This window comes from Eubacterium xylanophilum ATCC 35991 (assembly GCF_000518685.1).
Taxonomy (GTDB): domain Bacteria; phylum Bacillota; class Clostridia; order Lachnospirales; family Lachnospiraceae; genus Eubacterium_F; species Eubacterium_F xylanophilum.
In genome coordinates this window covers 23,206-38,508 of sequence record NZ_KI912475.1, presented here as the reverse complement: position 1 = coordinate 38,508, position 15,303 = coordinate 23,206, and the positions used below count along the sequence as shown (strand labels likewise).

Annotated in this window: 10 protein-coding genes and 1 pseudogene; all 11 read left to right on the top strand. The window is 40.2% G+C overall.

The window, feature by feature from the left end:
- Positions 1–317: 317 nt before the first annotated feature.
- On the top strand, positions 318–1,547 hold the full coding sequence (gene cytX, locus L877_RS0110970; protein ID WP_026836114.1) for a putative hydroxymethylpyrimidine transporter CytX: 1,230 nt from the start codon (positions 318–320) through the stop codon (positions 1,545–1,547).
- A 25-nt stretch (positions 1,548–1,572) separates the two neighbouring features.
- Positions 1,573–2,403 carry a pyridoxamine kinase gene (locus tag L877_RS0110965; protein ID WP_026836113.1) on the top strand — a complete coding sequence of 277 codons (831 nt, stop codon included), beginning with the start codon at positions 1,573–1,575 and terminating at the stop codon, positions 2,401–2,403.
- 1 nt (position 2,404) lies between these two features.
- Positions 2,405–3,064: a TatD family nuclease-associated radical SAM protein gene (locus L877_RS0110960; protein ID WP_026836112.1), complete on the top strand. Its 660-nt coding sequence runs from the start codon at positions 2,405–2,407 to the stop codon at positions 3,062–3,064.
- 140 nt (positions 3,065–3,204) lie between these two features.
- A complete protein-coding gene (locus tag L877_RS0110955) occupies positions 3,205–4,884 on the top strand; it encodes an MATE family efflux transporter (RefSeq protein WP_207637264.1) in 1,680 nt (559 codons plus the stop codon).
- 92 nt (positions 4,885–4,976) lie between these two features.
- Positions 4,977–6,647 carry a dicarboxylate/amino acid:cation symporter gene (locus L877_RS0110950; protein WP_026836110.1) on the top strand — a complete coding sequence of 557 codons (1,671 nt, stop codon included), beginning with the start codon at positions 4,977–4,979 and terminating at the stop codon, positions 6,645–6,647.
- 20 nt (positions 6,648–6,667) lie between these two features.
- Entirely contained in the window at positions 6,668–8,608 is a 1,941-nt protein-coding gene (gene budA / locus L877_RS13715; RefSeq protein ID WP_051437835.1) for an acetolactate decarboxylase, read from the top strand.
- Positions 8,605–11,094 carry an HD domain-containing phosphohydrolase gene (locus L877_RS14000; protein WP_084554879.1) on the top strand — a complete coding sequence of 830 codons (2,490 nt, stop codon included), beginning with the start codon at positions 8,605–8,607 and terminating at the stop codon, positions 11,092–11,094. Before budA ends, L877_RS14000 begins: the two co-directional genes overlap by 4 nt.
- Before the next feature lie 17 nt (positions 11,095–11,111).
- Positions 11,112–11,384: pseudogene (locus tag L877_RS0110935) on the top strand (FGGY family carbohydrate kinase); the annotation flags it as partial.
- 172 nt (positions 11,385–11,556) lie between these two features.
- Complete coding sequence (locus L877_RS0110930; protein WP_026836106.1) at positions 11,557–13,044, top strand: GH39 family glycosyl hydrolase; 1,488 nt, start codon at positions 11,557–11,559, stop codon at positions 13,042–13,044.
- 120 nt (positions 13,045–13,164) lie between these two features.
- Positions 13,165–14,007 (top strand): transporter substrate-binding domain-containing protein, encoded by an 843-nt coding sequence (locus tag L877_RS0110925; protein WP_156923033.1) that lies wholly within the window; start codon positions 13,165–13,167, stop codon positions 14,005–14,007.
- Positions 14,008–14,021: 14 nt separating this feature from the next.
- Positions 14,022–15,281, top strand: coding sequence for a leucine-rich repeat domain-containing protein (locus L877_RS0110920; RefSeq protein ID WP_026836104.1), 1,260 nt, complete (start codon positions 14,022–14,024; stop codon positions 15,279–15,281).
- Positions 15,282–15,303 lie beyond the last annotated feature (22 nt).

Genomic DNA, 15,303 nt, shown 5'->3' with positions numbered 1-15,303 from the left:
GGGATAGACTTGATTGATAAGGAGAGAGGGGCATGCCTATTTGAAAAAGAAGGATTTGGCATGCCCCAAGAGGGGGATAGACTTGTTCGAGAAAGAGTGAGGGATACAAGAAACATCCGTATTTATTGAAGCTTGAAGAGTTGCCCTAAGCCGGAAAATCCCAGAAAAGCCCACCCAAGCAACCACATCCCCCCGCCTCCCAAAACTGACCTTATCAAAAAAACTCATTTTGACTATTGAAAAGATGTCAGTTTTGAAATATAATCCTAAATTATAAAAGCATATGCCTATTAAGTTTTTATAAGGAGGACGGGAAAATGTCTCGAATTTCACTGATCTGGCTCGGCGCAGCAATATCAATCGCCGAGATTCTCACAGGTGCATCCCTAGAAAGCTTGGGACTTGTACGTGGGCTTATAGTTATTGTCTTAGGACATCTCATCGGATTCCTGCTTTTGGTGCTTGCCGGAGTAATTGGAGTCAAGAATCGTGAAGGTTCTATGAGGTCATCGGCATTATCTTTTGGTAAGTATGGAAGTTATTTTTTTGCAATTATGAATATAATTCAGCTCATTGGTTGGCAAGGCATCATGATATTTGATGCATCACTTTCTGCCCAGGGGATTCTCCAGCTTGGTCATACGTGGTGGTGCTTAATCATAGGCGTTTTGACGACTGTGTGGATTTTACTGGGATTAAAGCACAGAGATAAGTTAAATGTTGTTGTTATGGCATTACTGCTTTTGCTGACTATTGTTTTATCTTATGTTATCTTCTCAGGATTAAACAATGGCGAGGCGGGCCCAAAGGCTGTTGGTGAGGGGCTTTCCTTTGGACAGGGATTAGAGTTGTCAATAGCAATGCCTCTATCGTGGTTGCCGATGATTGCCGATTATACACATAGGGCGAATAAACCAATCAAGACAACATTTTCTGCATGTGCGACATATACATTGGCTAGTATATGGATGTATGTAATAGGTCTTGGGGCAGCAGTTATTACACATGAAACTAGAATTGATCAGATAATGCTAAAGGCTGGATTGGGTGTTGCAGGATTATTTATCATCGTTTTTTCATGCGTTACCACTAACTTTATTGATGCATTTTCATGCAATCAGTCGACCTTTGCTTTGCTCCCTGAAAATAGAATTCCGAAGGAATCAGAGGGAAAGCGCAGCTTGAAGAATTCTATAAGGGCAAATATTCCAGGAATTATAGATACAATAATAGGAACAGCTGGGGCTATACTCTTTCCGATGGAGAATATAACAGAGTTTCTTTACTTCATAGGATCAATTTTTGCACCTATGATATCAGTTCAGATTGCAGATCAGTTTATTGTCAGGCACAAGAAATCTGACAGGAGGATTGATGGAATTGCAAGTATATCATGGATATTGGGTTTTGTTATTTACCGAGTTCTTATGAATTATGACTTGGTAGTTGGATATACTGTACCGGACATGCTAATCACGGTGCTCATAACAGTTATTTTGAGAAAGTGTACATTAAAAGCTGGTGCACTTATAAAAAAACCAGCTTAAACTATAGCATTGGAGAGATAATAAAATGAAACAAAAGAAAATGGCGCTTATAAATGATATAACAGGTTTTGGACGATGTTCCATAGCTGTTATGGCACCCATAATATCTGCGATGAAGATACAGGCGGTGACTATTCCGACCGCTATTCTTTCTACGCATACTCAATTTACGGAATATTTTTTTGATGATTATACACCGAAGATGAAAGACTATATTCAGACATATAAGAATCTAAAGATGGAATTCGATGGTATAGCTACAGGCTTTCTTGGATCCAAAGAGCAAGTAGATATAGTTATTGATTTTATCAAGTCTTTTAAGAAGGATGATTCTGTTATTCTCATAGACCCTGTTATGGGTGACAATGGAGTATTATATAAGACATATACTCGGGAAATGTGTGATAAGATGAAGGAGTTAGTAAAATATGCTGATATTATAACTCCGAATCTGACAGAACTTTGCACGATTCTTGATATTGATTTTGGAAATGGTAAGTTTAGCACGGATGAACTTCATGACATGTGCCAGAAGCTTTCAGAGAGAGGGCCTGAGCATATAGTTGTAACTGGCATTCCATTTCATAAAAAGCAGATTATGAATTATATTTACTCCAAGGACGAAGATCCGCAGATTGTTATGGTTGATAGAATAGGTGCGGATAGAAGCGGAACTGGCGATGTTATAAGTTCGGTTATTGCTGGGATGTATATGAATGGACATTCTTTTTATGATTCTGTAAGAAAGGCCGCGGAGTTTGCGTCTAAATGTATCAAGTATTGCGAAGAAAACCAGGTTCCAACTCATTGGGGACTCTGCTTTGAAATGTATATGAAAGATTTAATGGAGGTATAAAATGATTCTTTATACGGTAACAGGAAAAGTTGGAAATGAGGGATATCTCGATATTTCCAAGAGTGGTGATCTCACGGGGAAAAATATTTATGTAAACATGACGAATAAGTGTCCATGCAATTGTGTATTCTGCTTGCGACATACCAAGGAGATGCAGGAGGAGAACAACCTGTGGCTCAAAGACGGTGAACCAAGTGTGGAAAATGTTCTCGGACTATTTTCACAGTATGATTTGAGTGTGATCAATGAACTTGTATTCTGTGGTTTTGGAGAACCTTTGGAGCGTCTTGATGATGTATGTACAGTAATTGACACTTTGAAGGAGACGTATCCGGCTTTGAAAGTACGAGTAAATACTATAGGTTTGGCGAATCTAATATATGGACATGATGTCACACCAAAACTTGAGGGAAGAGTAGATACGATATCGATTTCCTTAAATGCTCCAAATGCGGAAGAGTTTTATGAACTCACTCGTTCCCGATTTGGCATAGAATCTTATGAGGCATTAAAGGAATTTGCGGTTCTTGCCAAACGATATGTACCAAATGTTGTCATGACAGTTGTTGAAAAAGTTATGCCGGAAGACAAGATAGCGATTTGTCAAGGGATATGTGATGAGCTCGGTGTAACATTGAGGATAAGACCTTTTGAAAACTAAATAAATCAACAAACAAAAAGATTTTGAAGTTATTGGTTTAATGAGATGTGGCATAACATATCAGGGGCAATACTTGCCGGAATATTTAATAATGTGAGGTAAAAGGTATGAGAGGATTTTGCGAACGAAAATTTAGTTCTATGTTTATTTCAGGTACGTTTACGAAGGCAGTTATGTATTTTATGCTTCTTAGTGACAGTATCATAGCGGGGTATTTTGTAGGGGAAAAGGGAGTTGCAGCTATCAATGCGATTACGCCTGTGACGGGAATTGTGACCTTCTTTGGGGATCTGGTATCGACGGGAGTCGGAATAGTATTCGCGCGAGAGATAGGTGCGATGCGGAAGAAGAGAGCAGACGAGATATATAGTCAGGGTCTGATAATTAGTATTATCATCGGTCTGATCTCTGCATTGACTATTTTTCTCATGCAGGATACATATTTTAGGATTAATGGCATTGAGGGAGAGATTCTTGAGCAGGCATTGAAGTATTATTGGCTTGCCCCGGTTAATTCATTTTTGACAATAGTTATTTTCTATCTTGAGCAGATGGTTTACAGCGACGGAGATGAGCTGTGTAACAATATTTGCTATGTATTCCAGATTGGCGGAAATATCGTATGTTCTGTCATATTGGCAAGAACCATGGGGATGACCGGTATAATACTTGGTTCAGTGATTGGAAATAGTCTGGGAATCATCACATGTATCTGGCATTACTTCCGCAAGGGAAATACACTGCATTTTGTGTGGCATTTTGCCTTTAAGGACTTCTTGCTGACATCGCGCTACAGTATTGTGGATTCATCTGTATATATTTGCTGGGCGTTGATGGATTATATCATGATAGGATTCGTGTCAAGGCAGTTTGGAGATACGGGACTAGTTACCCTTGCAGTGGTGGTTAGTTTGATAGAGTTCAGTGTGGTGATGGATGGCGTTGGAATGGCGATGCAGCCGCTTATAGGAACGTACTTTGGAGAGAAAAACCATGTGCTCATCAAGAGGGTGATGAAATCCGGCTTTAAGGCAGCTGTTGTCGAGGGAGTTGTGGCGACGATTCTCATATGGGTTTTTGCCAAGCAGTTCTGTGGACTATTTGGAATTTCAAGTGGTGATGCCCTTGAGCCATCAATGTATGCGATACGAATCGTAGCACTCGGATTCACGTTTTGCTCAGTGGTGTCATTGACAACATCATACTACATGTTAATCGACCGAATCGGCATGGCGACTTGCTTTGCGGTATTGCAAAATGGTCTGCTCTATGTGCTGCTTCCGGTACTTGGCTCGACACTTTTTGGCGGAGTAGGTTTGTGGGCCGGTTTTGTCATATCACCGCTAGTCACCCTTATCAGTGCATATGCATTTGTATTTCTGAAGTTTGGCAGGGAGGATTTCCCATTTTTACTTGGGAATATGACTTCGGAGATAGTAGTTATGGACGATATACTTACGCCGGAAACTGCCGGTGAGATGTCTAAAAATGTGGAGGAAAGCTTGCTGTCGCACAAGTATTCCGAGAAAACATCCAGACGTGTGGCGCTCTTCATAGAGGAGATAGGCCTCACTGTACTTGAAAAGAACAATAAAACGAAGAAATCGCTGTTGTATGAGATTTCTCTTATATATGAGAAGGATTCGGTTACCATCATAGAGAGGGATTCGGGAGAATTGTTTGATATTACGAATCCTGATTGTGAGATAAAGGGGTTGAGCGGATATTTGCTCAACGGGCTTATGGAATCTCATGAAGATAAAGTATATCTTGTTACTGTTGGATTTAACCGTAATATGTTGCGATTCGAATCCCCATGACAGGTTGTGTCATGGGGATTTTTGTGATAAAATATAAGTGTGTGTTTTTTATGGAATAAAAGTATGAGTATGAGTAAAAAAAGGAGAAGAGTATGCGGTTTATCAACGAAAAGAAGGCGTTTTCGTCGTCTGACGGAACATTTTTACAAGAATCATTGGAGTTCATAGAAGATATCCTTACAAAGATTGATTTGCCCAGAAAAACTGTGAATAAAGCGGTGCTCGCTTCGGAGGAAACTATTATTGCATTTCAGCGTGTGGCAAGTGAAGGTGCAAAATTGACAATTAGCATAAAAAAGTCTTTGGGAAGCACGTCTATTGCACTCTCCATGGAGGGTGAAGAGTTTAACCCCCTTGGTGAAGAGGGGATTTTGGCAGCAAGCTTGGAGAGTCTTGAATCCGAAGAGGCAATAGGAAGTATTCTTTTGAGATCCCTTGGGGACAAATTCAATTACAGATACAAAAAAGGCTGTAACCAAGCTAGAGTAACAGTCAACAAGTCAGAGCAAGCTATGCTATATAGAACTATTTGTGCAATTGTGCTTGGAATTATTGTGGGGGTTTTAGGGAAAATAGTCCTACCTGACAATGTATCAGGAGGCATGTGTACATATCTGTTAGAACCGATTAAGACCATGTTTATGAATGCCCTTAAGATTGTGCTCGCGCCGGTTATATTCTTTTCGATAATTTCTTGTGTTTCGCAGTTTTCCAACATTGCAGAGCTCGGAAAGATTGGAGCCAAGATAATGGGAGTTTATATGTTAACTTCTGTAATAGCTATGAGTGTGGGATTTGTATTGGTATCTGTGTTCTTTCAGGGAGATGGGGGAGAAATCTCAAGTTTTTCTCAGCTCACCCAATCCGCCAATGTTGCAGTTAATGTAGGGAAGAGCGCCGATGTGTCCGTGTTAAATACGATTGTGAATATAGTTCCGGATAATTTTTTGGCACCATTTTTCAAATCAGATACGATGCAGACTATTTTTCTTGCGCTACTTTTTGGAGTTGCAGTAGGAAAAATCGGAGAGTACTCCACGAGGGTCAAAGAGCTGTTTGAAGGGCTCAATGAGCTGTTTTTGAAGGCTACGATGATAATAGCAATGGCTATTCCCTTTGCTGTATTTGCATCTATTTCCAGTATTATTATAAAAACGGATATGGGGGTTATGCTGTCTGTTCTTAAGCTGGGATTGGTAAATATTGCCGGCTATGCATCCATGATGATAGTATATTCACTGATGATATTGATAACTACAAGATTGAATCCAATCAAGTTTTTCAAGAATGCCAGAGATGGAATGATAGCGAGCTTTACCTTGTCATCCAGCGCAGCGGCTATGCCTCACAATATGCGAGTTTGCACCGAGAAGATGGGTATTGCAGCAAAGATTAGTAACTTCTCAATTCCACTGGGAGCAACTGTCAATATGGACGGTTCATGTGTATCCATGGTGATTATAAGTATTTTTCTTGCTGGTATATATAATATTGAGATGACGCCAGCGGCTTTGGGAAGCCTGTTTTTCACAGTCATCGTATTGTCATTTGCGGCACCGGGCGTTCCCGGAGGCTCCCTTGTGGGTCTTGGAGTAGTATTGAGTTCGTTAAATGTTCCGCTAGAAGCCATGGCAATACCGATGGCAATATATTCGATTCTCGATATGTTCTCTACTATGTCCAATACCACGGGAGATGTTGCAGCTACCCTGGTTGTTGCAAAGAATGAGGGAGAGGTAGACGAAGAGGTATATTATAGTTAAAAGTATAGGAGAAAAAGGTTATGGAAAAAGTGATTATTGAATTAAGCGGTAGGATAGATTCATCTAATGCGGGGAGTATCGAAAAAGATGTTATGGACAAAGTGTCGAGTTTAGAGGATTCTACCCCTGTAGTTGAATTCGATGCATCGAAGCTGGAGTATATCTCAAGTGCGGGACTGAGGATTCTCATGAAAGTGAGAAAGATGATGGATCAACCCGTTATTGTCAGAGATGTATCTCTTGAGGTATATGACATATTTGAGAGTACCGGATTCACCGGCATTCTCGATGTTAAGAAGAGACTTAGAGAAGTGTCTGTTGATGGGTGTGAGATTATAGGACAAGGCGGAAATGGGACAGTTTACAGGATTGACCGCGATACGATTATAAAAGTATTTAGGGAGAGTGCCTCTCTCGAGAAGATAGACACTGAGAAGAAGTATGCCCAAGCGGCATTTATGAGTGGTATTCCAACTGCTATTTCATTTGACACTGTCAAGGTTGGGAACTGTTATGGTATCGTATTTGAGATGCTTGATGCCAAGACTGTCGGCAATAGCATCATGGATGAGCCAGACAAGGTTGGAATGTATGGAGAGAAGATGGCTGAACTCATGAAGTTACTCCATACTACGGAGATGGAACCGGGCGTGCTACCAGAGATTAAGGATAAGATTTCTGGGTGGATTGATTTTATGGCAGATGGCTATATCGGAGAAGAAGATATTAAGCTCATGCGAAGCGTTTTGAAGGCGATACCTGACTGCAATACGGTGCTTCACAGTGATTTCCACGAGGGAAATATCATGGTTCAAGAAGGGGAACTTGTGCTTATTGACTTAGATGACATATGTGTTGGTCATCCGATTTTTGATTTGGCATTTAATTACATGAGTCATGTGGTTGCGGCACAGTCAAGACCGGAAGTTATAGAAAAGTCTTTACAGATAACACCTGAGTTGGCCCTCGAGGGAAGACGTGTTATGATGGAAACATACTTTGAGACCAAGGATAAGAGCGAGTTGATAAAGTATGATCAGATTCTTGGAGCATTTTCAACATTTATGCTCCTTGTCACGCCGGCAAAGAGCAAGGATTCATCCAATATGACTCCGGAGACCATATCCGGAATAGTTGAAACTATTATTCCGATGTTTCGCGAGGTGGCAACAAGTCTTCCATCCATGATAAAGATGCTATTTAAAAGCGAGGAAGAGGTTGATGAAGGGGAACCTCTTGAGAGACGAATCAATAATTCCATATACCAGGTCGCACTACTGCAGTCACTTATGCAGGGAGAATATGATGGAGTTATAAATGTGGAGAAGTTGGTTCAGTACGGTGATATAGGAATCGGAACATTTGAAGGCGTCAATGGAGAGATGATAGTGCTTGATGGAGTTGCCTATCAGGCTCTCGGAGATGGAACTGTGATTATTGCGGATGACAAGGAGACAGTGCCATTTGCCAATGTAACATTTTTCACAGAGGATATAGTCTTGGATTCATTTGATGCAGAGGATATGGAGAAACTCAAGAGCACACTTGATACTGTGGTGGAGAAGAGGGGAACCAATCAGTTCTACGTTGCCAATATATTTGCTGATTTTGACAGCGTACAAGTTAGAAGTTCTATCAAGCAAGATCCACCTTACAGGTATCTCAATGTGGCTTTGGCAGCAGATCAGAGAATATTTTCCTATGAAAATGTTCAGGGAAACCTCGTTGCCCTGTATTGTCCGCCTTACATGGAGGGACTCAATATGCCGGGGTGGCACTTCCATTTCATATCAAGCGACAAGAAAATGGGAGGACATGTTCTCGGAGTCGCACTTAAAAATGCTCAGACAAAGATTGATGTAATTAGTTCATTTAAGATGATTGTTCCGGATAGGGAGTCCTTTAATCAAAAGAAACTCCAGGAGGATATGAGTGCAGAGATTAGAGAAGCAGAGGAATGATGAGTATGGTATATGAGAATATCGAAAACTTTATAACATTAATCTGCACAGTTGCAGGTTTATTATACTGTTTTTCAAAGTATACGGAGCGCCCAAAGCGAGTATACTTATTTCTCATTGTCTTTTTTGTTTCCCACTTGCTAAGTGATTATTATTGGTCAATATATGTGCTTGTTATGGGTGACTATCCTAAGGTGTCAGAGTTTCTGGCTTATCTGGGATGGAATCTTGGCTACCTCTCACTTTTCATGGCGATTTTTGAGTATCGCAGGGAACAGGGAAAGTACTTTAATCCTATAATGCTTTGGCCATTGGTCACCAATCTACCACTGTTGGCACTATATCTTCGTTTTGGAGGTATTTACAATAATATTTATCAAGTGGGCATCACCACGATAATAATGATGCTTTGTACAGGCGAGATTCTTCGCTATATCAGACATAAGGATCAGAGAGAGTTCTTCCCGGCTATGCCGTTACTCATTCTGATATTTTTGATTTTTGAATATGGCATGTGGACAGCTTCTTGCTTTGATTGGGAAAGTGAGCTGATGAACCCATATTTTTACTGTTCAATCATAAGTTCAGTGGTGTCAATTTTCTTCGTAATGGCAGCAGGAAAACGCTATAAAGCCGAGACTGAGGAGGCGAACAGTGATAGAACAATTGATGTTAGGTTCAATACATCAGTTCAGATTATACTGGCCATTATAATATTTGCCTCATGTTTTGTCGGATACTATATCGCCAAGAGAATAAAGGAGAATTTTTCGAATATAAGCGAGATAAATATTCCGACGAACGAGATTGTACTTATTCTCTTTATGATTTCCCTGTTAGTTGTACTCATTATATTCTTCTTTCTATACAGAGTTACTGCAAATTATAGAAAGAGTGAGACGAAAAAACATGGAATCAATGTGGCAAAACGCAGTAGATTTAACTTGATATTTATTATAATGTCAACTTTAATATTAATGGTTTTTGCGGTAGTATTCAATGTGACAAACTATGAAAAAGTTGCTGTCACGGGACTTTATGAGGATGGCGTCAACGAGATAGAAAAAACGGCAGTTGACCTTGAAAACCATCTTGTGATAGCGGAGTCAACACTGCGCGTCGCCGCAGATTCAGTTGATTTGATGGTTAGAAAAGGTAGGCCCTCTGAAGAAATACTGGACTATCTCAAAAATCAGACCAAGAGACAGTCGGAGAATTTTGATGAAAACTTTACCGGAATATATGCATACATAGATGGACAGTATATGGATGGAACTAACTGGGTACCTGATGCGGGATTTAAACCCAAGGAGAGAGAATGGTATAAGACTGCGATAAATGGAAGAGGAAGAATAGTCATGGTATCGCCGTATGTGGATGCTCAGACAGGCGCAATTGTGGTTACAATCGCCAAAGAAATATCCAACAGGAAGATAGCCGGAATCCCTCAGGAGCGCAATGTGGTCTGTCTCGATGTCATGGTTGGATATATTAAAAGTGTTATTGAAAAAGCGGATATAGCCGGGAAAGGCTATGGAATGGTAGTAAATACAGATGGATTTATAATTGCTCACAGAGATGCGGCAAATAGTGGAAAGAACATTAGCGAGATAAAGGGCATAGATGGCAAGGATTTTCTGAAGAAGATAGAGAACGCTGAGGACGGAAAAGCGGAGATAGTTATTGACGAAGCTGAGTGTGTGCTTTTCGTCCATCCAATCCGAAATCAGTGGTATGGCGTAATTGTTGTAAACAAAGAGGAATTGCTTGAAAATGTAAATATTCAGCTGGTTGTCAATGGAATGGTTTCCTTTGTGACCTTTATCCTCCTGTCATTTTTCTACTTCCTCGGATATAAGAATGAGCAGAATTACAGAAAGAGAGTTGAGGGGTTAAATATTCAGATAGCCACGGCACTTGCGGCGGCCATAGATGCAAAGGATACATATACCAATGGTCACTCCACCAGAGTGGCAAAGTATTCTAGGATGATCGCCGAGAGATATGGATACAATGAAGCGGAATTAGATGAGATATACATGATGGGACTGCTACATGACGTGGGTAAAATCGGTGTTCCGGATGGTGTCATAAACAAGACTTCTAAGCTCACAAGCGATGAGTTTGAGGAGATTAAAAAGCATCCGGTTATAGGAAATAGGATACTTGAGACTATAGAGGACAATCCAAAACTCACAATAGGCACCAGATGGCATCACGAGAGATATGAGGGCGGCGGATATCCAGATGGAATCGCCGGAGAAGACATCCCTGAGGAGGCTAGAATCATAGCAGTTGCCGATGCTTATGATGCTATGACAAGTAGAAGAAGCTACAGAGATACCATGTCTCAGGAGAAGGTGCGAGCTGAGATTGAGAATGGCATGGGAACCCAGTTTGACCCGGTATTCGCCAAGATCATGCTCGAGATGATAGATGAAGACAAGGATTATACTATGAGAGAGAAATATTCTGAAGAAGGATAATTAAATGGAGAATGCATATGAGTAAAAAGTACATAGCATCCCTTGATCAGGGAACTACGAGTTCAAGGTGTGTAATTTTTGATCGAGATGGACGTATTGTTGCCATGGCTCAGAAGGAGTTTAGACAAATCTTTCCCAAACCGGGATTTGTGGAGCATGATCCTATGGAAATCTGGCAAACTCAGATAGATGTATTTGTAGAAGCACTGCAAAAAGCTGGTATTCATGGTGAAGATGTGGCTGCCATAGGCATAACAAATCAACGAGAAACGACAATACTTTGGGACAAGGAGAAAATAAAGGGATGGAAGAGTGCAGTTGATAAATGCAACGCGTAACTACTTACGTAGAATAAATATTATTCTACAAAAGTAGAACTATATATTTGGGCCGAATTTTATATGTTTTAAAATCGTTTTCTACAATAGTAGATTACATATATAACGAAGGGAGAATTTATAAATGATTACTATTAATCCAGCAAATGAAGTGAAGTTCAACAACAATGTTGACTACTGCGTGGGAACCGGAAGACTTGGTCTTGCATTGACTGACGAGTACTTAAGGCAGTTAAAGTTTGTCCAAGAGGAGATTGGTTTCAAGTTTATCAGGGGACACGGACTATTTTCCGATGACGTGGCGATTTATCAGGAATACGAAGAAGATGGGGAGACAAGAGTAGAATACAATTATACCTACGTTGATCGCATCTTTGATAAGTACCTGGAGTTGGGAATTCGTCCGTATATCGAGCTGGGTTTCATGCCCGAGAAGCTTGCAAGTGGGACTCAGACTATTTTCTATTGGAAGGGAAATACAACTCCGCCTAAGGATTACAAAAAGTGGACGGATATGGTAGTGGCTTTGCTTGCGCATCTCAGGGGGAGATACGGTGAAGAAGTTCTTGAATGGCCTATCGAGGTTTGGAATGAGCCTAATCTTCCGGGATTTTGGTATGAGGCTGATATGAAGGAGTACTTTAAGTTGTTTAAGGAAACTTTTGTTGCCATTAAGAATTACGATGAGAGGTTCAAGGTAGGAGGACCGGCTGTATGTGGAGTCAAAGAAGATGTGTGGATTACAGAGTTTTTGAAGTTCTGTAGGGAGAATGGCCTTCATCCTGATATCATAACGAGACATCACTATACTGTGGAGTTCCCGGAATCTGTTGGACATGCCGAGTATTCTAAGCTCGAAGACGCCGAGATGAGATTTGATAATCTTCAATCCTCCAGAGATATCGTGGATTCATTTGAAGAATATAAGGACGTGCCTATACACATTACGGAGTTTAGCACATCCTATACGCCACATGGAGTTATTCACGATACCAACCTGAATGCAGCTTATATGGCGGAGCAATTGTCGAGAATCGGAGACATGAATGAGATGTACTCCTACTGGACATTTGGAGATGTTTTCGAGGAGAAAGGTGTACCATTTTCACTGTTTCATGGTGGGTTCGGTATGGTTGCCGCGGGAAATATTCCAAAGCCGACTTTCTGGACATTTGTCTTCTATAAAAAACTGAAGGATTGCGCGAAGAAATGCGTTCACAGAGATAAGACAAGCGTTGTAGTTGAGACGGAGAATGGATATGCAGGTATTCTCTGGAATATTGACGGGGATGCGGTAAAATGTTCCATCGAGATTCCTACAGAAATCAGTGAGTTTTCGTATATTCAGAAGATTGTTGATGAGGAAACTTGTAATCCGCTTAAGGTTTGGCATGACTTGGGTGAACCTGCCAATCCGACCGGAGAGCAGACTAAGTTAATACGCGAGTCGGCTTATCCGTTGACTAAGAGTGATATCTTGACAACAAAGGACGGAAAGGTCTTGATTGAAGCAGATGTAAAGAAAAATTCTGTCATTTATTTTGAAATCAACAAGCGAGACTTTACACCGGACAGAGGATATGATTATGAAAAAGTACTTACGTTTCACTGAGAATAATTGACGTGAGAATATTTTAATAGTAAAATTATAATTGTACACAGGGCTCTTATGAGATGAATGATACCATAGGAGCCTATTTTCATGCTAACACAATGAAGGAGATAGGATATTATGAAGAGATTATTAGCTTTTATCATAGTAATGACAATGAGTATAGCTTTGTGCGGCTGTAGTAGCTTTTTCCCAAGTAAAGAAACTAAGAACGGAGGCAGTAGTGCTTCCGGCTCGGCAGTTGAAAATGAAGAGGGAGATTTGAAGAAAGTCAAAGAGAGGAAGAAGCTTGTTGTGGGTATTAATGACTTTGAGCCTATGGATTATAAAGATTCTTCTGGAGAATGGGTAGGTTTTGATGCGGATATGGCCAAGGAATTTGCCAGCAGTCTCGGCGTGGATGTGGAATTTGTCGAGATAGAATGGGACGACAAGATCCATGAGCTAGATTCCGGAAGTATTGATTGCGTGTGGAATGGAATGACCCTAACAGACGAAGTGAAGAAATCTATGAGCTGCACTGATGCATATTGTAACAATGCCCAGATTGTGATTGTGCCAAAGGACAAGGCTGATTTGTATAAGGATGTGGAGAGCGTGAAAAAACTCAATTTTGCAGTTGAGACCGGAAGTGCCGGAGAAAAAGAAGCCAAGAAAAGAGGCCTAAAGTATACAGCAGTAACTAATCAGTCCAACGCCCTTATGGAGGTATCCGCAGGAACTTCCGATGCCGCAATCATAGATTCACTTATGGCAGCTGCCATGGTGGGAGAGGGAACAAGCTTTGAAAAGCTTACATATACTGTAAGCCTAAATAGTGAAGAGTATGCTGTTGGATTTAGGAAGGGTTCCAATCTCACGGAGAAGTTGAATAAACTTTTCAAAGAATATGCAGCCTCAGGAAAACTTGAGAAAATTGCTGCTAAGTACGGCGTTCAGGCTGCATTGGCGATTAAGAAGTAAAGGAGAAAACATAGATGACCAATATTATAAGAGACAAAAAAATAAGGACGGTTCTACTATTACTATTTACTTTAGTTATAGGCTGTTTTGTAATAAAGACGGAATCAGGAGCTAAAAGTCGCTTGTGGGACAGAACTCCGCCATTAAAGAAAGTTATTGATGGCCATACATTTCATGGATATCAAAACAAAGTAAAGAAGATATGTTGCGTGCAATATATTAAACTTGGGAAAAAGAACAAAAAAAGTAAACTTGTCATTCCTGAGAAGATTAATGGAATGAAAGTAATCGAGTTAGGTGGATTAGAAGATGAAGAGTTCTCGAATAACATATTTGGAGATACAGTAGAGATAGCACATGGAGCGCCGGGAAATGATATAACGAATCATCACATAAAGGAAATAGTAATTCCAAATAGTGTTAGGAGAATCTACTATACTTCATTTAGTGGTTTGCACATCAAGAAAATCAGACTTCCGAGAGCTTTGAAAGAAGTGGAATCATATCTGTTTTATGGATGTCCTAAGCTTGAATATGTGAGATTATCGAGAAATGTTAAGTCATTAGGATATGATGTTTTTGCCGGTTGCCCTAAGCTTTCTAAGATAGAAATCTCACCAAAAAACAAGTATTTGAAGACTGACGGAATATTTATCACAGATAAGAAAAAAAGACTTGTTGCTTGTTGTTCAAGGGCCAAGAAACTGGAGATTCCAGAGGGAGTAAGATACATTAATGCTGGGATTTTATCCAACATAAAATGTAAAGAAATCTCGCTTCCTTCAACTCTTAAGGGGATGGAAAGCTGTGCACTTGACAGCTTTTACATAAAAAAAGTTAAGCTATCCCCGAACAACAAATATTTGGCGAAGGATGGCCAAACTATTTATAGAAAAAAGGATGGAGAGCTAATCGTGGCCATATGTCCAAGCGGGAAAAAGTATGTGATGTCCAATAAAGTAAGAATTCTTGGAAATCACATAAGTTTAGTTGGAGAAGGCGAAGAGGGGCTATCTCATGAGGGGACCAGTGTCGATAAGATCGTATTATCATGCAATCTCACTCGAATAGAAAAACACGGCTGGGATTGGAGAAAAGATCATACAAAAGTTGTATTTACCTCTATCAATCCGCCTAAGATGTGTCTAGATGCATCAGGTTATAGTACAGTTTATGTACCAAAAAAATCAAAAAAGAAATATAAAAAGTGGATGAAAAAGATAATTGGAGGGAATTCTCTGAGATTTTTTGTCGATCACTTGAAGACATATTAGGAGATGAGTAGTTATGACGGAT